Below are 16464 nucleotides of genomic sequence, written 5' to 3'. Positions count from 1 at the left end.
GCCGCGAGGGCCGGGTGCGCCCGCGCAGTCGTCCACCGATTGGGAACGGTGTCGCTCGGGCCACCCGTCGAGGTGCGGTGGCCGGGTACCGGGTGGGCGGACGTGCCGGCCGGCCGTAGGCTGGCTGGCATGTCGACCCATGCGAAGCGTGAACGACTCCTTCTGGCCGATCTGCTGGAGACCACGGGCCCCGAGGCCCCCACCCTGTGCGAGGGCTGGACGACCCGGGACCTCGCCGCCCACGTGGTGGTGCGGGAGCGCCGCCCCGACGCGGCCGGCGGCATGCTGGTCAAGCAGCTCGCGTCGCGTCTGGAGCGGGTGATGGCGGAGTTCGCCGCCAAGCCCTACGAGGAGCTGATCCAGCTCATCCGGACCGGTCCCCCGCGTTTCTCGCCCTTCTCGCTCAAGCAGGTCGACGAGCTGTCGAACATCGTCGAGTTCTACGTCCACACCGAGGACGTCCGCCGGGCCCAGCCGGAGTGGACGCCGCGCGAACTGGATCCCGTGTTCCAGGACGCCCTGTGGTCGCGGCTGGAGCGCTCGGCGCGTCTGATGGGGCGCGGGGTTCCGACGGGGCTGGTGCTGCGCCGCCCGGACGGCCGGACGGTGGTGGCGCACCGCGGCACGCCCGTGGTCACGGTGACCGGGGAGCCGTCCGAACTGGTGCTGTTCGCCTACGGCCGGCAGAGCGCGGCCAAGGTCGGACTGGAGGGCGACGAGGACGCGATCGCGAAGCTGCGCGAGACCAAACAGCTCGGCATCTGATCCGCACCCGAAAGGCGCACCTCGTGATCAAAGTGGCCATGACCAGTGTGTACGTCGACGACGTGGCGAAGGCGCACGCCTTCTACACCGGTGTCCTCGGCTTCGAGACGCGTACCCACATGGACCTCGGCGACGGGACGCTGTTCGTCACCGTGGGCGCCCGCGGGGGCGCCCAGCGGGACCTGGAGCTCCTGCTGGAGCCGGGCCAGGGCCCCATCGCCGAGCCGTACCGCCGGGCCGTGCGGGAGGCGGGGCTGCCGGCGATGGTGTTCTCGGTGGACGACCTCCGCGCGGAGTACGAGCGGCTGCGCGGGGAGGGCGTCCACTTCGTCGAGGACCCGCGGGAGCAGGGCCCGGTGATCGCCGCGGTGCTCGACGACACGGTCGGCAACCTGATCCAGCTCGCCCAGCCGAAGGGCTGAGCCTCAGCGCACCGGGTGGCCTGCGCCCCGCAGCGTGTCCTTGACCTGGCCGATGCGCAGATCGCCGAAGTGGAAGACGGAGGCGGCGAGGACGGCGTCCGCGCCCGCCTCGACGGCGGGCGGGAAGTCGCCGAGCTTCCCGGCGCCGCCGGAGGCGATCACCGGCACCGTGACGTGCCTCCGGACGGCGGCGATCATCTCCAGGTCGTAGCCGTCCTTGGTGCCGTCGGCGTCCATGGAGTTCAGCAGGATCTCGCCCGCGCCGAGTTCGGCGGCGCGGTGCGCCCACTCCACGGCGTCGATGCCGGTGCCCCGGCGGCCGCCGTGCGTGGTGACCTCGAAGGACCCGGACTCCGTGCGCCGGGCGTCCACGGACAGCACCAGGACCTGCCGGCCGAAGCGCTCGGCGATCTCACGGATGAGGTCGGGCCGGGCGATGGCCGCGGTGTTGACGCCGACCTTGTCGGCGCCCGCGCGCAGCAGCCGGTCCACGTCCTCGGTGGTGCGGACACCGCCGCCCACCGTCAGCGGGATGAACACCTGCTCGGCGGTGCGGCGCACCACGTCGTAGGTCGTCTCGCGGTTGCCGGACGAGGCGGTGATGTCGAGGAACGTCAACTCGTCGGCGCCCTCGGCGTCGTACACCTTGGCCATCTCGACGGGGTCGCCCGCGTCGCGCAGGTTCTGGAAGTTGACACCCTTGACGACCCGGCCGTTGTCCACGTCCAGGCAGGGGATGACTCGGACCGCCAGGGTCATGAATCCACGGCTCCTCTGAATGCTTCGAGTTCCACTGAGACCAGTACGCGCGAGTCGACGAAGCCCTCGACCACCAGCAGGGTGGTGACCGGGCGCACCGCGTCGAACAGTTCCTTGTGCGCGCGCCCGGCGGCGTCGACGTCCCGCACGTGGGCGAGGTGCATGCGGGTGCGGATCACGGACCCGATGCCGAGCCCGAACTCCCCGATCGCCTCCAGCGCGTTGGTGAAGGCCACCTTGGCCTGCTCGTAGGGGTCGCCCTCCCCGTACAGCACGTCGCCCCGGAACGCGGTCGTGCCGGCCACCAGGACGCGGTCGCCCGCCGCCACGGCGCGCGCGGAACCGAGGGTCTCCTCCCAGGGGTTCTGGCTCTGCACGCGCCGTACGGCATCGAACGTCATCGGGACACAGCCTCCAGGGCCTCTTCCAGGGTGAACGCCTTGGCGTACAGGGCCTTGCCGACGATGGAGCCCTCGACGCCCAGCGGGACGAGCTCGGCGATGGCCCGCAGGTCGTCCAGGGAGGAGACGCCGCCGGAGGCGACGACCGGGCGGTCGGTGGCGGCGCAGACGTTCCTCAGCAGCTCCAGGTTGGGGCCCTGGAGGGTGCCGTCCTTGGCGATGTCGGTGACGACGTAGCGGGCGCAGCCCTCCTTGTCGAGGCGCTCCAGCGTCTCGTAGAGGTCGCCGCCGTCGCGGGTCCAGCCGCGGCCGCGCAGGGTGGTGCCGCGTACGTCGAGCCCGACGGCGATCCTGTCGCCGTGCTCGGCGATGATCCTGGCGACCCACTCGGGGGTCTCCAGGGCGGCGGTGCCCAGGTTGACGCGGGTGCAGCCGGTGGCGAGGGCGGCGGCGAGGGTGTCGTCGTCGCGGATGCCGCCGGACAGTTCCACCTTGATGTCCATCGCCCCGGCCACCTCGGCGATCAGCGCGCGGTTGTCGCCGGTGCCGAACGCGGCGTCGAGGTCGACCAGGTGCAGCCATTCGGCGCCGGAGCGCTGCCAGGCGAGCGCCGCCTCCAGGGGGGAGCCGTAGGACGTTTCCGTCCCGGACTCGCCGTGCACGAGGCGGACGGCCTGGCCGTCGCGGACGTCGACGGCGGGGAGGAGTTCGAGCTTGGCCATGTCTCTACAGGGTTCCGATCCAGTTGGTGAGGAGCTGGGCACCGGCGTCGCCGGACTTCTCGGGGTGGAACTGGGTCGCCCACAGGGCGCCGTTCTCCACGGCGGCCACGAAGGGCTTGCCGTGGGTGGACCAGGTGACCAGCGGGGCGCGCATCGCCGGGTTCGTCGTCTCCAGACTCCAGTCGTGGACGGCGTAGGAGTGCACGAAGTAGAAGCGGGCGTCGGCGTCGAGGCCGGCGAACAGCTCGGAGCCGGCCGGGGCGTCCACGGTGTTCCAGCCCATGTGGGGCACGATGTCGGCCTGGAGCGGCTCGACCGAGCCGGGCCACTCGTCGAGGCCGTCGCTCTCCACGCCGTGCTCGATGCCCCGCGCGAAGAGGATCTGCATGCCGACGCAGATGCCCATCACCGGACGTCCGCCGGACAGCCGGCGGTCGACGATCCAGTCGCCGCGCGCCTCCTTGAGGCCCTTCATGCAGGCGGCGAAGGCGCCGACGCCGGGCACCAGCAGCCCGTCGGCGTTCATGGCCGCGTCGAAGTCACGGGTGATCTCGACGTCGGCTCCGGCGCGGGCGAGGGCACGCTCGGCGGAACGGACGTTGCCGAAGCCGTAGTCGAAGACCACGACCTTCTTGGTGGTGCTCAAGGGCTCACACCTCCAGGTACAGAAGGCCCGTGCCCACGCACAGCACCGCGCCGATGGAGAGCAGCACGACGAGGCTCGTGGGCATCTTCTGCTTGACGAAGGAGATGATCCCGCCGACGAAGAACAGGCCGACGACGATCAGGACGGTGGACAGACCGTTCATGGTCTACAGCGCGCCCTTCGTGGAGGGCAGGATGCCGGCCGCGCGCGGGTCGCGCTCGGAGGCGTAGCGCAGGGCGCGGGCGAGGGCCTTGAACTGGCACTCCACGATGTGGTGCGCGTTGCGGCCGTAGGGCACGTGCACGTGCAGGGCGACCTGGGCCTGGGCGACGAAGGACTCCAGGATGTGCCGGGTCATCGTCGTGTCGTACTCGCCGATCATCGGCGCCATCTTCTCGGGCTCGGTGTGCACGAGGTAGGGGCGGCCGGACAGGTCGACGGTGACCTGGGCGAGGGACTCGTCCAGCGGGACCGTGCAGTTGCCGAAGCGGTAGATGCCCACCTTGTCGCCGAGCGCCTGCCTGAAGGCGGCGCCGAGCGCGAGGGCGGTGTCCTCGATGGTGTGGTGGGAGTCGATGTGCAGGTCGCCCTCGGTCTTCACGGTCAGGTCGAACAGACCGTGCCGGCCGATCTGGTCGAGCATGTGGTCGTAGAAGCCGACCCCGGTGGAGATCTCGGTCTTCCCGGTGCCGTCGAGGTCGATCTCGACGAGGACGGACGTTTCCTTGGTGGTGCGTTCCACGCGTCCAACGCGGTTCATGCGCTCTGCTCCTTCTTGATTTCACGTACCGCGTCGAGGAACGCGTCGTTCTCGGCCGGGGTGCCCGCGGTGACCCGCAGCCATCCCGGTACGCCGTTGTCCCGGACCAGGACGCCCCGGTCGAGGATCCGGCGCCACACGGCGTGGGAGTCCTCGAACCTGCCGAACTGGACGAAGTTCGCGTCGGACTCGGTGACGTCGTAGCCGGTGGCGCGCAGTTCGGCGACCAGCCGGTCGCGCTCGGCCTTCAGCTGCTCGACGTAACCGAGCAGCGTGTCGGTGTGTTCCAGGGCGGCCAGCGCGGTCGCCTGGGTGACCGCCGACAGGTGGTACGGCAGCCGCACCAGCTGGACGGCGTCGACGACGGCCGGGTGCGCGGCCAGGTAGCCCAGGCGCAGGCCCGCCGCGCCGAACGCCTTCGACATGGTGCGGGAGATCACCAGGTTCGGTCGTCCGTCGAGCAGCGGCAGCAGCGAGCCGCCGTGGCTGAACTCGATGTACGCCTCGTCCACGACGAGCATCGACGGCCCGGCCGCCTGGGCGGCCTCGTACAGCGCGACGACGGTGGACGCGGGGACCGCGTTGCCGGTGGGGTTGTTGGGGGTGGTGACGAAGACGACGTCGGGCCGGTGCTCGGCGATCGCCTTCTCGGCCGCGCCGAGGTCGATGGTGAAGTCCTCGTTGCGGGGCCCGGAGATCCATCCGGTGCCGGTGCCGCGCGCGATGAGTCCGTGCATCGAGTACGACGGCTCGAAGCCGATCGCGGTACGGCCCGGCCCGCCGAAGGTCTGCAGCAGTTGCTGGATGACCTCGTTGGAGCCGTTGGCCGCCCAGACGTTCCCGACGGCGACCGGGTGGCCGGCGGTCCTCGTCAGGTAGGCGGCCAGGGCGGTGCGCAGTTCGACCGCGTCCCGGTCGGGGTAGCGGTTGAGGTGCCGGGCGGCCTCGCGGACCCGCTCGGTGATCCGCTCGACCAGCGGCTCGGGCAGCGGGTAGGGGTTCTCGTTGGTGTTCAGCCGTACGGGGACGTCCAGCTGGGGCGCGCCGTAGGGGGACTTGCCGCGCAGTTCGTCCCGAACGGGGAGGTCGTCGATTCCGAAGCTCACTTGTTCTCAGGCACCTTCCAGCCGAACCTCGCCTTGATCGCCGCGCCGTGCGCGGGCAGGTCCTCCGCCTCCGCCAGCGTCACCACGTGGTGCGCGACCTCGGCCAGCGCGTCCTCGGTGTAGTCGACGATGTGGATGCCGCGCAGGAAGGACTGCACGGACAGGCCCGAGGAGTGGCAGGCGCAACCGCCGGTGGGCAGCACGTGGTTGGAACCGGCGGCGTAGTCGCCGAGGGAGACCGGCGCCCAGGGGCCGACGAAGACCGCGCCCGCGTTGCGCACCCGGTCGGCGACCGCGGCGGCGTCGGCGGTCTGGATCTCCAGGTGCTCGGCGCCGTAGGCGTCGACGACGCGCAGTCCCTCCTCGATGCCGTCGACCAGGACGATCGCGGACTGGCGGCCGGACAGGGCCGGGACGATCCGCTCCTCGGTGTGCTTGCTCGCCTCGACCTGCGGCTTCAGTTCCCGCTCCACCGCGTCCGCGAGTTCCGCGGAGTCGGTGACGAGGACGGCGGCGGCCAGGGGGTCGTGCTCGGCCTGGCTGATCAGGTCGGAGGCGACGTGCACCGGGTCGGCCGTGGAGTCCGCGAGGATCGCGATCTCGGTCGGGCCGGCCTCGGCGTCGATGCCGATCTTCCCGGTGAAGTAGCGCTTGGCGGCGGCGACCCAGATGTTGCCGGGGCCGGTCACCAGGTTCGCGGGCGGGCAGGACTCGGTGCCGTGGGCGAACATCGCGACGGCGGTGGCGCCGCCGGCCGCGTAGACCTCGTCGACGCCGAGCAGGGCGCAGGCGGCGAGGATCGTCGGGTGCGGGAGCCCGCCGAAGTCGGCCTGGGCCGGGGAGGCGAGCGCCAGGGACGGGACGCCGGCCTCCTGGGCGGGCACCACGTTCATGATCACGGAGGACGGGTAGACGGCGCGGCCGCCCGGCGCGTACAACCCCACGCGGTCGACCGGCACCCACTTCTCGGTGACCGTGCCGCCGGGCACGACCTGGGTGGTGTGCGTGGTGCGGCGCTGCGCGCGGTGGACGAGCCGGGCGCGCCGGATGGACTCCTCCAGGGCCGCGCGCACGGCCGGGTCGAGTTCCTCCAGGGCGCGCTCGACGGCGGCGGCCGGGACCCGCACCTGCTCCAGCCTCACGCCGTCGAAGCGCTCGGCGTAGTCGATCAGCGCCGCGTCGCCCCGATGATGCACGTCCTCGCAGATGGGCCGCACCTTGTCCAGGGCGGCCGCGACGTCGAAGTCGGCTCGGGGCAGCAGGTCGCGCAGGGCGGCCCCCTCGGGGAGGGCGTCGCCGCGCAGATCGATTCGTGAGATCACGTGCTCAATTCTCTCAGACCGGGATCGCGAACCGTCCGCCCGTTCCAGTGGCTGATACGGACCCCTCACGGTGACGGTCCGCGCACATATGCGAGATCCTCTTCACTTTCCGTGTTCAACAGGTCACCGTACCGGGCATCACCGGTTGTACGAAGGGACGAACCGACGAGTAGGTGAGGAGGAGGGGAGATCCGTGACCCACGGTGTGGGACCGGGCGGCACGGAGCCGCCGGAGGACCTGACCGCCGCGGAGGCGGGCATGTGGCAGGCCTTCCGCAACGGCAGCGTGTACGACCTGAGCAGCGGCGACACGGTCGTCGACGATCCGCACGGCGGGCATCCGTGGGGTCCGGAGCGGACCGTCCGGGCGCGCGTGGTGTGCTGGCTGCTGCTGCACGGCCCGCCCGCGCTGGCCGGCCGCGTGTCGTCGCTGAAGCTCGTCGGGGTGCGGATCAGCGGCGTGCTGGACCTGGCCGGTGGCACGGTGGTGCCCTACTGGGAGCTGCGCGGCTGCCGCTTCGAGCGGGACGTGCTGCTGCCGGAGAGCCGCTTCACGACCGTGCGGATGGTCGACTGCGCCCTGCCCCGTCTGGAGGCGGCCCGGCTGCACACCGAGGGCGATCTGCACCTGCCGCGCTGCCGGTTCCTGGGCGGCATACGCCTGACCGACGCGCGGATCGGTACGGATCTGCTGCTCAACCAGGCGGTGGTGCACCGGGACCGCAGCGGCCGCTCGATCGCCGCGGACGGGATGAGCGTCGGGCAGGACCTCCAGGCGGAGATGCTGGAGTCGCACGGCGAGCTGAGCCTGCGCAGCGCGACGATCGGCGTCTCGCTGAGCCTGCGCGGCGCGCGGCTGGGCAACTCGCAGACCCGGCTCGCGCTGAACGCGCCGCAGCTGACGGTGGAGCGCTCGCTGTACCTGACCCCGGCGGGGGTCGGTGCCCAGGCCCGCAGCGGGATGACACCGGCGCGCGGCACGCGGATCCAGCGCTTCGAGTGCCGGGGCGGGATACGGCTGGACGACGGGCGGTTCGGGGACGCGGTCGACTTCGAGGGGGCCCGGTTCGTCCTCACCGACGAGCAGGAGCTGTCGCTGCGCCGGGTGCAGACGCCGGAGCTGCGCTTCCTCGGGGAGCGGCCGGCGCGCGGCCGGGTGGTGCTGTCGGGTGCGCGGGTGGTGAACCTGATGGACCGGGCGGACAGCTGGCCGGGCCCCGGCCGGCTGCACATGGGCGGCTTCACCTACGAGAACCTGGTGCCGCGCGGTCCTTTCCCGCTGGAGCTGCGGCTGCGCTGGGTGGACGCGGCGAGCGCCGAGTACAACCCGGAGCCGTACGAGCGGCTGGCCGCCGTGCTGCGGGAGGGCGGGGAGGACGAGGACGCCCGGGAGGTGCTGCTCGCCAAGCAGCGCCGGCGCCGCGAGAGCCTGCCGCTCGCGGCCAAGCTGTGGGGTTACGCGCAGGACTGGACGGTCGCGTACGGATACCGTCCGGGCCGGGCCGCGGTGTGGATGGCGGTGCTGTGGGCGGCCGGTTCGCTGGCCTTCGCCCACTCCGACCACCCGCCGCTGAAGAGCGGTGAGCACCCACCCTGGAACCCGGCCCTGTTCGCGCTGGACCTGCTGCTGCCGGTGATCGACCTGGGGCAGGTGGGCTTCTGGCAGCTGCGCGGCGGCTGGCAGTGGCTGTCGGCCGCGTTCGTCCTGCTGGGCTGGATCCTGGCGACGACGGTGGCGGCGGGCGCGACCCGGACGCTGCGCCGCACGTAGTCCGCCGGCGCGCGACCCGCGGGACGGGTCACACGGCGGAATTCCGGGCCGCCCTGAGGGCCCGTCTGCTTTTTACCGGGCCTTGACCGATCCCCGTACAACTTTCCGCGACTTGCGTGTGGGCTCTGGCGCCGCTGTGACCTGCGGACTTTCAATGGTCGACACCATGGCTCTGCTGCACGCGTTCATCCGTACGTCCCGGGTGCGAGGAAAGTCGACGGGCGACGCGTCCCCCGTCCCCGTCCGGCTGCCCGGTGACGACGAGGTGCTGCTCGACGCGCCCGACGACGTCCTGGGCCCGGCGCTGGTCGGCGCGGCCGACGGCGACCACGGGCCCGCCGCGGAGCTGCTCGCCGCCACCCGGCGCGCCGGCGCCTGGGACCACCGCGACCGGTATGTGCGGGGCCTGGCCGCGTTCGCCCGGGCGCGCCCGGAGTGGCTGGACACCTGGCGCGCGCTCGCCCCGCTCGACCCGGACGCCACCGTGGTGGACGCGCAGCGGGCGGTGGACCGCGCCTGGGACTCTCCGGCGCGCGGCGAACTGCTGCGCGAGGTGAGCCCGCTGATCACGGCCGCCGCGCGGGCGGACAACCGCGACCCGGTGCCCTGGCGGCTGGCCCTGGACCACGCCCGGGGCGCGCGGGCCGGCCACACCTACGTCGAGGAGCTGTGGGAGGCGGCCGTCCGGCGCGCCCCGCACCACTACGGCTGCCATGTGGCGGCCCTGCGCTACCTGGCGTCCTCGTGGCACGGCTCGCACCGGGAGTGCCTCGACTTCGCCGACCGGGCCGCCCAGGACGCGCCGGAGACCTCGCTCACGCGGGCGCTGCCGCTGCGGGCGGCGTACGGCTACCTGACCGACGGCTGCGGTCCCGAGGTGCCGCGCGAACGGCTGGAGGACGCGGCCGACCGCGCCGTCGCGCTGTCCGCGGGGCTGCCCGCGGACCAGTCCTGGCCGGCCGAGCTGCGCAATCTGCTGACGTACGTCCTGGTCCGGCTGGAACGCTGGCAGGACGCCCTGGAGCAGCTGCGGCTGACCGGCCCGTACGCGACGTCGTTCCCCTGGGACCGGGAGGCGGAGGACCCGCTGGGCCGGTTCCTGGAGGTGCGTCAGGGCGTGGGCGCCTTGGTCGCGTCCGGTGCCCGGGGGCCCGGTTCCGGCGGCTCCGTCCCGTTCCCCGACCGTCCGGACCGCGGGCGGGGCGGTCGACTCCGCTTCGGCGCCCATTAGGCTTTTACGTCGTGACCACCGTCCGGCTCCCGCTCTTCCCCCTGAACACGGTGCTGTTCCCGGGGCTCGTGCTCCCGCTCAACGTCTTCGAGGAGCGTTACCGCGCCATGATGCGCGAGCTGCTGAAGACGCCGGAGGACGAGCCACGCCGGTTCGCCGTCGTGGCGATCCGCGACGGCCACGAGGTGGCGCAGACGGCTCCCGGACTGCCCGATCCGACGGCCGAGCCCGAGCGGGGCCCGGCGGCGGGCTTCGGCGGCGATCCGCTGCGCGCCTTCCACAAGGTGGGCTGCGTGGCCGACGCGGCGACGATCCGGGAGCGGGCCGACGGCACCTTCGAGGTGCTGGCGACGGGGACGACCCGGGTGCGGCTGCTGTCGGTCGACGCCTCGGGGCCGTTCCTGACGGCCGACCTCGAGCCGCTGGAGGAGGAACCCGGCGACGATCCGGGGGCGTCGGCGGAGGTGGTGCTGCGGGCGTTCCGCCAGTACCAGAAGCGGCTGGCGGGGGCGCGGGAGCGGTCCCTGGCGACCGGCGCGGACCTGCCGGACGAGCCGGGCGTGGTCTCCTACCTGGTCGCCGCGGCGATGATGCTGGACACGCCGACGCGGCAGCGTCTGCTCCAGGCGCCGGACACCGCCTCCCGGCTGCGGGACGAGCTGAAACTCCTTCGCACCGAGACGGCGATCATCCGTAATCTGCCGTCGTTGCCGGCGTCGGAGCTGACGCGCGGCCCGATGAGTCTCAACTGACGTACGACTGTCCGGGGTGACGGCCGCAATGGCGAAGAAGTCCAGGAAGCAGCAGCCGGGGGGAACGCCCGCGACGGTGGCCCTCACGGCGGCCGGGGTGCCGTTCACCGTGCACTCCTACGACCACGATCCGTCCCATCCCTCCTACGGCGAGGAGGCGGCCGAGGCGATGGGCGTCTCACCGGACCGGGTGTTCAAGACGCTGGTGGCGGACGTCGACGGGGCGCTGACGGTGGCGGTGGTGCCGGTGGCGGGCCAGCTCGACCTGAAGGCCCTCGCGTCGGCGGCCGGCGGGAAGCGGGCGGCGATGGCCGATCCGGCGCTGGCGGAACGCACCACCGGGTACGTGCGGGGCGGGATCTCGCCGCTGGGCCAGCGCAAGCGGCTGCCGACGGTGCTGGACGAATCGGCGGCGCGGCACGAGACGATCTGCGTCTCGGCCGGCCGGCGCGGCCTGGAGGTCGAGCTCTCCCCGGCCGACCTGAGGGACCTGACCTCGGCCGTCCTGGCCCCGATCGGACGCGCCTGACCGCCCGACGTCCGTGCCCCGCACGGGCGCCGGGCACGGACGTGTCGTGACGACCCCGCCCTCGGGGCCCTCGCGAGTGGCGCACCGGCATCCGATCGCGACCGGCCGTACGGCTCACCGCTCAGGGGAGCGATCGAGCACCGGCCGATCACGCCGCTCCGCCCCACCGGCGGCACCCGCCCACCACGCCCGGGCGGACAGGCGTGCCCTTGGGGCGCCGGGGTCATCCCTGCCCGCACGAAGCCGAGAGCGGACCGGGCAGGCGGGGACGCCCCCTGCGGTACGCCCGCCGCGCCCACCCCCGCGCCCCCGGCCCCGGAACCTAGGACCCGGCTCCCGGCACGTGCGGATCCGGCGGGAGGGCCTCCGGGTCGCGGGGGCCGAAGAGGCTCGTCAGCCCCAGGTGCAGCACCAGTCCCGCGAACGGCCACGCCAGCAGCGCGCCCTTCGCGCTCAGCTGCAACGGCGCGTCGAAGGTGACGCCCTTGCCCGCGCTGCGGGCCTGCGCCATCACGTCCTGCGCCGGCCCCAGCCACACCCCGAGCCGCCAGGCCAGTACCGAGGCGAGCAGCCCGCCCGCCGCCAGTGCCACCACCAGCGGCACACCGCCCCGCCGCCGCACCAGGAACACCACCAGCGCGCTCACCGCGCCGAATCCCAGCGCGAGCAGCGTGAACGTCCCGTCCACCCCGATACCCTGCTCGCCCTCGGAGTCCTTGAGGTAGACGGCCCAGTTGTCGCCGGCCACCTCGCCCACCAGCGGCACGCGCGGCGCGAGCCACCACCACATCACCCCGAGCAGCAGCCCGCCGAGCGCCACCGCCACCAGGATCACCGCGGCCTCCCGCAGTTCCCGCTTCATCCCGGGACCGTCCTGGTCGTCCCACCAGCCGCTCCGGGGATACGCGGACTTCCCGGCGTGCCCGGCCGAGGCCTCCGCGGCCGGGCCGGACGGCGGCTGCCACGGGTCCTGAGCGGAATGCTCGTGCGGGGGCGGCGGTGGTGTCAGGGGAGCGCTCACCCCGCCATCGTGCCAGGCCCGGCCGTGCGGCGCGTCACCGGACGGCCGCCCTGCGGTACGCCCAGGTCGCCACCGCCAGCGAGAGCACTCCGACGACCCCGCACACGGCGAGGTCACCGAGCACGAGGGCCCAGTCGGGGTGCGGCGCGAAGGTCCGCGCGAAGGCCTCGACGCCGTACGTCGACGGCAGCAGGTCGCGGGCGAGACGCACCACCTCCGGCATCCGCTCCGGGGGAAGCACGCCCAGCAGCAGCGCCGCGGACATGCCGAGCTGGCCGAGGAGCGTGGCCAGTTCCGGCCGGGGCGCGAGCAGGCCGAGCGCCGCTCCGAGCCCGGCGAGCGCGGCGCCCGCGAGGGGGATCACCGCGATCAGCACCCACAGGTGCGCCAGCGGCAGCCCGAACAGCGCGCAGCCGAAGACGGCGGTCACGACGGTGCCCGGCACGGTGAACGAGGCGTACGCGCCGGCCGCGCCCAGCACCACCGCCGCCGGTGGCACCGGCAGGGTCGCGTAGTGGTCGAGTCCGCCGCCGGCCCGCAGCTGGCCGAAGTACTGGGCAAGGAGGTTCAGCGCGACGAACGCGACGACCAGCACCGCCGAGCCGGCGACCACGGCCCGCGCCTCACCGCCGCCGTCCACGACGCCGCGCATCAGGATCATGATGCCGACCGACTGGAAGGTCGCCACGAACAGCAGCGGGATCCGCGCGACCCGGGCCCGGGACAGCTGCGCCCGGTACACGGCCGCCAGCGACGGCCACAGCCGCGCCCGGGGGCCGAGCTCGGCCGTTTCCGGCGCGGCCGCCCCCGCGGTCAGGGCACCGCCCGGCAGGACATCGGCGGGTACGACACTCACGTCGTGCTGCTCTCCTTCGCTCGGAGCTTCGCCCGGATGCGCGCGGGCACCCGCCCCGTTCCGTACGGATGACACGGCCCGTGTGCTCACGCCTTCACCAGTCCCTGTCGTACGGCACCGCCGAGCGCCAGATAGACGTCCTCCAGGCTGGGCGTGGCCAGCGTGAAGTCGTCCAGGGCGGCGAAGGCGGCACCGCCGGTGACCGTGGCGACGACCGTACGGGCCTCCTCGGGCGCCAGCCGCAGGGTCCAGCGGCGGCCGGACTCGACGACGCGGTCGCGCAGCGCGGCGACCTCGGGCACGTGGAGCGGCGCGGCCTCGCGCCACACCAGGTCGACCCGGACCTCGCCGGCGACCTGTTCCTTCAGCCCGGACGGGGTGTCGCAGGCGATGACCCGGCCGCGGTCGAGCACCGCGACACGGTCGAGGACGGTCTCGGCCTCGATGACGTTGTGGGTGACCAGCAGGACGGTCGCGCCGTGCTCGGCGCGGCGCCGGTCCACGGCGGACCACACCGCGCGCCGGGCCACCGGGTCCATGCCGGTGGTGGGCTCGTCGAGCACCAGCAGCGGCCGCCGCCCCACCAGCGCGGCGGCGAAGCAGGCGAGTCTGCGCTGGCCGCCGGAGAGCTTGCGCAGCGGGCGCCCGGCGAGCGGGGCGAGCCCCAGTTCGTCCAGGACGTCGTCCCGTTCGGCCCGTGCCCGGCGTGCGTCGAGGCCGCGCAGCCGGCCGGTGGTCTCGGCGGCGAGGGACACGGTGAGGTCGTCGAGGGCGGTGGACTCCTGGCCGAGGTAGGCGAGGATGCGCGAGGCCCGCTCGGGGTGGCGCACGATGTCGTGACCGAGGATGCCGACGCTGCCGCGGTCGGGCCGCATCAGTCCGGTCAGCTGGCGCACGAGGGTGGACTTGCCGGCGCCGTTCGGCCCGAGCAGGCCGAAGATCTCACCGCGCCGGATGTCGAGCGCCACGTCGTCGGTGGCCCGGACCTCGGGCGTCGCGGGAACCCCGCGCCGGCCGCGCACCGCGGGATAGGTCTTGGTCAGCCCGCGCACCGCGCACACGACATCGCCGCCGTGCCGGGATCCCTGTGCCGCGCGCGTATTCACAAGGGACGAGCCTACGGGGTCGGGAACCCCTGCCCGTCCTCGGGTCGCCCTTGCGCCGCGCCCGCCGGAGGGGGACGCACCGGACGCACCGGACACCACGGCCGCGACCGGCGGACTCCGGGGAATCATCCGGTGGCTCACCGTGTTCACCGGTCGCGCACCCGATGATCCCGCAGGAGCCGAGATGACCGACGAACCCGCCGTCCGCGAGCTGCGCCTGGTGGTCACCGCCGACGACTACGACGCCGCGCTGCGCTTCTACCGCGACGTCCTAGGACTGACCGAGCGCGCGGCGTTCTCGTCACCCGACGGCCACGTCACCATCCTCGACGCGGGCCGGGCCACCCTGGAGCTGACCGATCCCCACCACGCCGCCTTCATCGACGAGGTCGAGGTGGGGCGCCGGGTGGCCGGTCACGTCCGGGTCGCCTTCCAGGTGGACGACTCCGCCGCCACCACGGCGAAGCTGGCCGCCGCCGGAGCGGAGGTGGTCGCCGAACCGACCCGCACCCCCTGGAACTCCCTGAACGCCCGGCTGGAAGCGCCGGGCGCCCTCCAGCTGACCCTCTTCACCGAGCTCGGCGACCAGGGCTGACCGGAACCGGCCGGGCGGGCGCCGGTCACTCCCCGGCGGGCGCCCGTTCGGTGCCCGTGCGCAGGTCGAGCTCGCGCCAGAAGCCCGCCCGGATGGCGTAGCGGTCACGCTCGTCGATCTGGTCGTCCTTGTGGGCGAGGAGGCCGAAGCGGGCCGCGTAGCGGAGCAGCTCCCCGTCGACGCGGTGCGGGATGCGGGGGTACATGCCGGACAGTTTCTGGATGTGGCTCTGGTCGCCGAGCCGCTCCACCCAGCGCCGGGCGAAGACCTGCCCCACCTCGAAGGGGTCACCGCCGACGGTGGTGATGTCCTCCTCGCGGTCGGCCCATCGCTGCTCCGCCGTGGTCAGCTGGGCCAGCGTCGGCATGGAGGCGGCCTCGGGCGGTTCGGCGGCGGGCCGGTCGACCCAGCCCTTGTCGGAGGACCAGCGCAGCGTCGCGGAGGACGGCTGCTGGGGCTGCTGGGCGCCCGGGCCGCGCAGGGCCGCCAGGTCCTTCGGGGTGGGGACGCCCTTCGCCGTGGACGTCCGCTCCGCGGTGCCGTTGTGCGCGGAGGCCGGGTGGCGCGGTTCCTGCGCGGTGCGTTCGGCGGCCGCGCCGAGCGCGGAGTCCGGCAGCGGGGCGGAGAGGATCGCGGCGATCTCCGGGCGCGGCACGGGCGGCGGCGCGCACACTCCGGCGAGTTCCTTGGCCCGTACGGCCCGGGTGATCCACGCCCGGTCCAGCACCCGGCGTTCGTCGGCCTCGGCGACCAGGTCCTCGGACTGGTTGTAGTCGCCGTCGGCGGCCTGCACCGCCCACAGGTGGACGGCGACGCCGTGTTCCTTCGCGGCCATCATGCCGGGCAGCAGATCGCCGTCACCGGTGACCAGGACGATGTCGGAACAGGCGCGGTTGCGGGCGAGTTCGGTCAGTTCGGCGTGCATCGCCGCGTCGACGCCCTTCTGCGCCCAGCGGCCGTCGCTGCGGGTCAGCGCGCCGAGCCGGACGGTGACCCGGGGCATCACGCGCAGGCGCCGGTGCTCGGGCTGCGGCACGCGGTCGGGGGCGCCGTCGAACCAGTAGATGCGCAGCAGCGGCTGCCGCGTGTCGTTCTCGGCGCGGTCGCGCAGGCCCTGGATGAGGGCCGCGTGGTCCACGGTGATGCGGGACCGCGAGGGCTCCCCGGCGAGGAGACTCGCGGCGGCCCCCAGCAGATACCCGGCGTCCACCAGGACGATGCAGCGGTCCACGCGGTCCACCCTCTTTCCGGGAGGTTTGCTTCGGGCTTGCTTCGAGTCTGCCCGACCTCGCCGGGGTTAACGGCCCGAACTCGATCTTCGGCGTGGCGTTTCCACACTTCCTCCCCCGACCACCCTGGTCACACACGGTAATTGTCCGACATGCGTGTGTCATCCGGCTGTGTGAATCTGGTTCCGGCCCTGGCCCCTAGTCCCCCACAGGAGGCACCACCATGGCCAAGAACAAGAACCGTGACCGCAAGCAGCCCCGGGCCGAGCACACCCAGCGCGCGGCGCAGCCGACCGCGATGGAGACGCCCGACGAGCAGCGCACCACGCAGGTCGTGCCGGGCGAGGTAGGCCCGGGCAAGGGCCGGCAGAAGCGCTTCGGCCACAACTGACATCCGCGTGACGGGCCGTTGCGGCCCGGGCAGATGACGAGGGGCGCACCCACCACAGGGTGCGCCCCTCGAGCGTGCGC

General features: G+C 73.4%; 20 protein-coding genes. 8 read left to right on the top strand and 12 right to left on the bottom strand.

Annotated elements, in window-relative coordinates; genetic code table 11:
- Positions 1 to 129: 129 nt before the first annotated feature.
- A complete protein-coding gene (locus tag IE172_RS04475; RefSeq protein WP_190095718.1) occupies positions 130 to 765 on the top strand; it encodes a TIGR03085 family metal-binding protein in 636 nt (211 codons plus the stop codon).
- Positions 766 to 788: 23 nt separating this feature from the next.
- Positions 789 to 1187: a VOC family protein gene (locus IE172_RS04470; protein WP_190095717.1), complete on the top strand. Its 399-nt coding sequence runs from the start codon at positions 789 to 791 to the stop codon at positions 1185 to 1187.
- Positions 1188 to 1190: 3 nt separating this feature from the next.
- Here IE172_RS04470 and hisF read toward each other — a convergent pair whose 3' ends face one another.
- From hisF to hisD, 8 genes are read right to left on the bottom strand one after another with little or no spacing between them, the layout of a single operon-like run.
- Positions 1191 to 1946: an imidazole glycerol phosphate synthase subunit HisF gene (gene hisF / locus IE172_RS04465; RefSeq protein ID WP_190095716.1), complete on the bottom strand. Its 756-nt coding sequence runs from the start codon at positions 1944 to 1946 to the stop codon at positions 1191 to 1193.
- On the bottom strand, positions 1943 to 2347 hold the full coding sequence (locus tag IE172_RS04460; RefSeq protein WP_190095715.1) for a Rid family hydrolase: 405 nt from the start codon (positions 2345 to 2347) through the stop codon (positions 1943 to 1945). Before IE172_RS04460 ends, hisF begins: the two co-directional genes overlap by 4 nt.
- Positions 2344 to 3069, bottom strand: a complete 726-nt coding sequence (gene priA / locus IE172_RS04455; protein ID WP_190095714.1) for a bifunctional 1-(5-phosphoribosyl)-5-((5-phosphoribosylamino)methylideneamino)imidazole-4-carboxamide isomerase/phosphoribosylanthranilate isomerase PriA — start codon at positions 3067 to 3069, stop codon at positions 2344 to 2346. The genes IE172_RS04460 and priA overlap by 4 nt, the downstream gene beginning before the upstream one ends.
- A gap of 4 nt (positions 3070 to 3073) precedes the next feature.
- Positions 3074 to 3715, bottom strand: a complete 642-nt coding sequence (hisH, locus tag IE172_RS04450) for an imidazole glycerol phosphate synthase subunit HisH (RefSeq protein WP_190095713.1) — start codon at positions 3713 to 3715, stop codon at positions 3074 to 3076.
- Between the two features lie 4 nt (positions 3716 to 3719).
- Positions 3720 to 3878 (bottom strand): CG2302 family histidine operon protein, encoded by a 159-nt coding sequence (locus IE172_RS04445; protein WP_190095712.1) that lies wholly within the window; start codon positions 3876 to 3878, stop codon positions 3720 to 3722.
- 3 nt (positions 3879 to 3881) lie between these two features.
- A complete protein-coding gene (hisB, locus tag IE172_RS04440; RefSeq protein ID WP_190095711.1) occupies positions 3882 to 4475 on the bottom strand; it encodes an imidazoleglycerol-phosphate dehydratase HisB in 594 nt (197 codons plus the stop codon).
- Positions 4472 to 5581 carry a histidinol-phosphate transaminase gene (locus IE172_RS04435; RefSeq protein ID WP_190095710.1) on the bottom strand — a complete coding sequence of 370 codons (1110 nt, stop codon included), beginning with the start codon at positions 5579 to 5581 and terminating at the stop codon, positions 4472 to 4474. Before IE172_RS04435 ends, hisB begins: the two co-directional genes overlap by 4 nt.
- The gene (hisD, locus tag IE172_RS04430; protein WP_190095709.1) at positions 5578 to 6903 is read right to left on the bottom strand and encodes a histidinol dehydrogenase; all 1326 of its coding nucleotides are present in this window, start codon (positions 6901 to 6903) and stop codon (positions 5578 to 5580) included. The genes IE172_RS04435 and hisD overlap by 4 nt, the downstream gene beginning before the upstream one ends.
- Before the next feature lie 193 nt (positions 6904 to 7096).
- Here hisD and IE172_RS04425 point away from each other — a divergent pair, with 193 nt between their 5' ends.
- The 4 genes from IE172_RS04425 to ybaK all read left to right on the top strand — a co-directional run bounded on the left by IE172_RS04425 (position 7097) and on the right by ybaK (position 11186).
- Positions 7097 to 8674 carry an oxidoreductase gene (locus IE172_RS04425; RefSeq protein WP_190095708.1) on the top strand — a complete coding sequence of 526 codons (1578 nt, stop codon included), beginning with the start codon at positions 7097 to 7099 and terminating at the stop codon, positions 8672 to 8674.
- Positions 8675 to 8828: 154 nt separating this feature from the next.
- A complete protein-coding gene (locus tag IE172_RS04420; protein WP_190095707.1) occupies positions 8829 to 9905 on the top strand; it encodes a hypothetical protein in 1077 nt (358 codons plus the stop codon).
- A gap of 11 nt (positions 9906 to 9916) precedes the next feature.
- Entirely contained in the window at positions 9917 to 10657 is a 741-nt protein-coding gene (locus IE172_RS04415) for an LON peptidase substrate-binding domain-containing protein (protein ID WP_190095706.1), read from the top strand.
- 28 nt (positions 10658 to 10685) lie between these two features.
- Positions 10686 to 11186, top strand: a complete 501-nt coding sequence (ybaK, locus tag IE172_RS04410) for a Cys-tRNA(Pro) deacylase (protein ID WP_190095705.1) — start codon at positions 10686 to 10688, stop codon at positions 11184 to 11186.
- 322 nt (positions 11187 to 11508) lie between these two features.
- Here ybaK and IE172_RS04405 read toward each other — a convergent pair whose 3' ends face one another.
- From IE172_RS04405 to IE172_RS04395, 3 genes are all read right to left on the bottom strand, one after another.
- Positions 11509 to 12207 (bottom strand): AAA family ATPase, encoded by a 699-nt coding sequence (locus tag IE172_RS04405; RefSeq protein ID WP_190095704.1) that lies wholly within the window; start codon positions 12205 to 12207, stop codon positions 11509 to 11511.
- 34 nt (positions 12208 to 12241) lie between these two features.
- The gene (locus IE172_RS04400) at positions 12242 to 13063 is read right to left on the bottom strand and encodes an ABC transporter permease (protein WP_190095703.1); all 822 of its coding nucleotides are present in this window, start codon (positions 13061 to 13063) and stop codon (positions 12242 to 12244) included.
- A gap of 86 nt (positions 13064 to 13149) precedes the next feature.
- Positions 13150 to 14124, bottom strand: coding sequence for an ABC transporter ATP-binding protein (locus tag IE172_RS04395; protein ID WP_190096010.1), 975 nt, complete (start codon positions 14122 to 14124; stop codon positions 13150 to 13152).
- 229 nt (positions 14125 to 14353) lie between these two features.
- On the opposite strand from IE172_RS04395, the gene IE172_RS04390 reads away from it, so the two are divergent.
- A complete protein-coding gene (locus tag IE172_RS04390) occupies positions 14354 to 14764 on the top strand; it encodes a VOC family protein (protein ID WP_190095702.1) in 411 nt (136 codons plus the stop codon).
- Between the two features lie 25 nt (positions 14765 to 14789).
- Here IE172_RS04390 and IE172_RS04385 read toward each other — a convergent pair whose 3' ends face one another.
- Positions 14790 to 15995, bottom strand: coding sequence for an NYN domain-containing protein (locus IE172_RS04385; protein ID WP_190095701.1), 1206 nt, complete (start codon positions 15993 to 15995; stop codon positions 14790 to 14792).
- 221 nt (positions 15996 to 16216) lie between these two features.
- Here IE172_RS04385 and IE172_RS04380 point away from each other — a divergent pair, with 221 nt between their 5' ends.
- The gene (locus IE172_RS04380) at positions 16217 to 16384 is read left to right on the top strand and encodes a hypothetical protein (RefSeq protein WP_190095700.1); all 168 of its coding nucleotides are present in this window, start codon (positions 16217 to 16219) and stop codon (positions 16382 to 16384) included.
- The last annotated feature ends 80 nt before the right edge of the window (positions 16385 to 16464 follow it).

The organism is Streptomyces griseoflavus (assembly GCF_014649995.1).
Taxonomy (GTDB): domain Bacteria; phylum Actinomycetota; class Actinomycetes; order Streptomycetales; family Streptomycetaceae; genus Streptomyces; species Streptomyces griseoflavus.
Note: the sequence above shows the minus strand (reverse complement) of the source record. Positions and strands in the feature narration are given on the sequence as shown.

What these genes read in the sequence shown, in the direction of transcription:
- IE172_RS04475 (WP_190095718.1), top strand. Translation starts at nt 130, where the DNA reads ATGTCGACCCATGCGAAGCGTGAACGACTCCTTCTGGCCGATCTGCTG.
- hisF (WP_190095716.1), bottom strand. Translation starts at nt 1,946, where the DNA reads ATGACCCTGGCGGTCCGAGTCATCCCCTGCCTGGACGTGGACAACGGC.
- IE172_RS04460 (WP_190095715.1), bottom strand. Translation starts at nt 2,347, where the DNA reads ATGACGTTCGATGCCGTACGGCGCGTGCAGAGCCAGAACCCCTGGGAG.
- priA (WP_190095714.1), bottom strand. Translation starts at nt 3,069, where the DNA reads ATGGCCAAGCTCGAACTCCTCCCCGCCGTCGACGTCCGCGACGGCCAG.
- IE172_RS04445 (WP_190095712.1), bottom strand. Translation starts at nt 3,878, where the DNA reads ATGAACGGTCTGTCCACCGTCCTGATCGTCGTCGGCCTGTTCTTCGTC.
- hisB (WP_190095711.1), bottom strand. Translation starts at nt 4,475, where the DNA reads ATGAACCGCGTTGGACGCGTGGAACGCACCACCAAGGAAACGTCCGTC.
- IE172_RS04420 (WP_190095707.1), top strand. Translation starts at nt 8,829, where the DNA reads ATGGTCGACACCATGGCTCTGCTGCACGCGTTCATCCGTACGTCCCGG.
- ybaK (WP_190095705.1), top strand. Translation starts at nt 10,686, where the DNA reads ATGGCGAAGAAGTCCAGGAAGCAGCAGCCGGGGGGAACGCCCGCGACG.
- IE172_RS04390 (WP_190095702.1), top strand. Translation starts at nt 14,354, where the DNA reads ATGACCGACGAACCCGCCGTCCGCGAGCTGCGCCTGGTGGTCACCGCC.
- IE172_RS04380 (WP_190095700.1), top strand. Translation starts at nt 16,217, where the DNA reads ATGGCCAAGAACAAGAACCGTGACCGCAAGCAGCCCCGGGCCGAGCAC.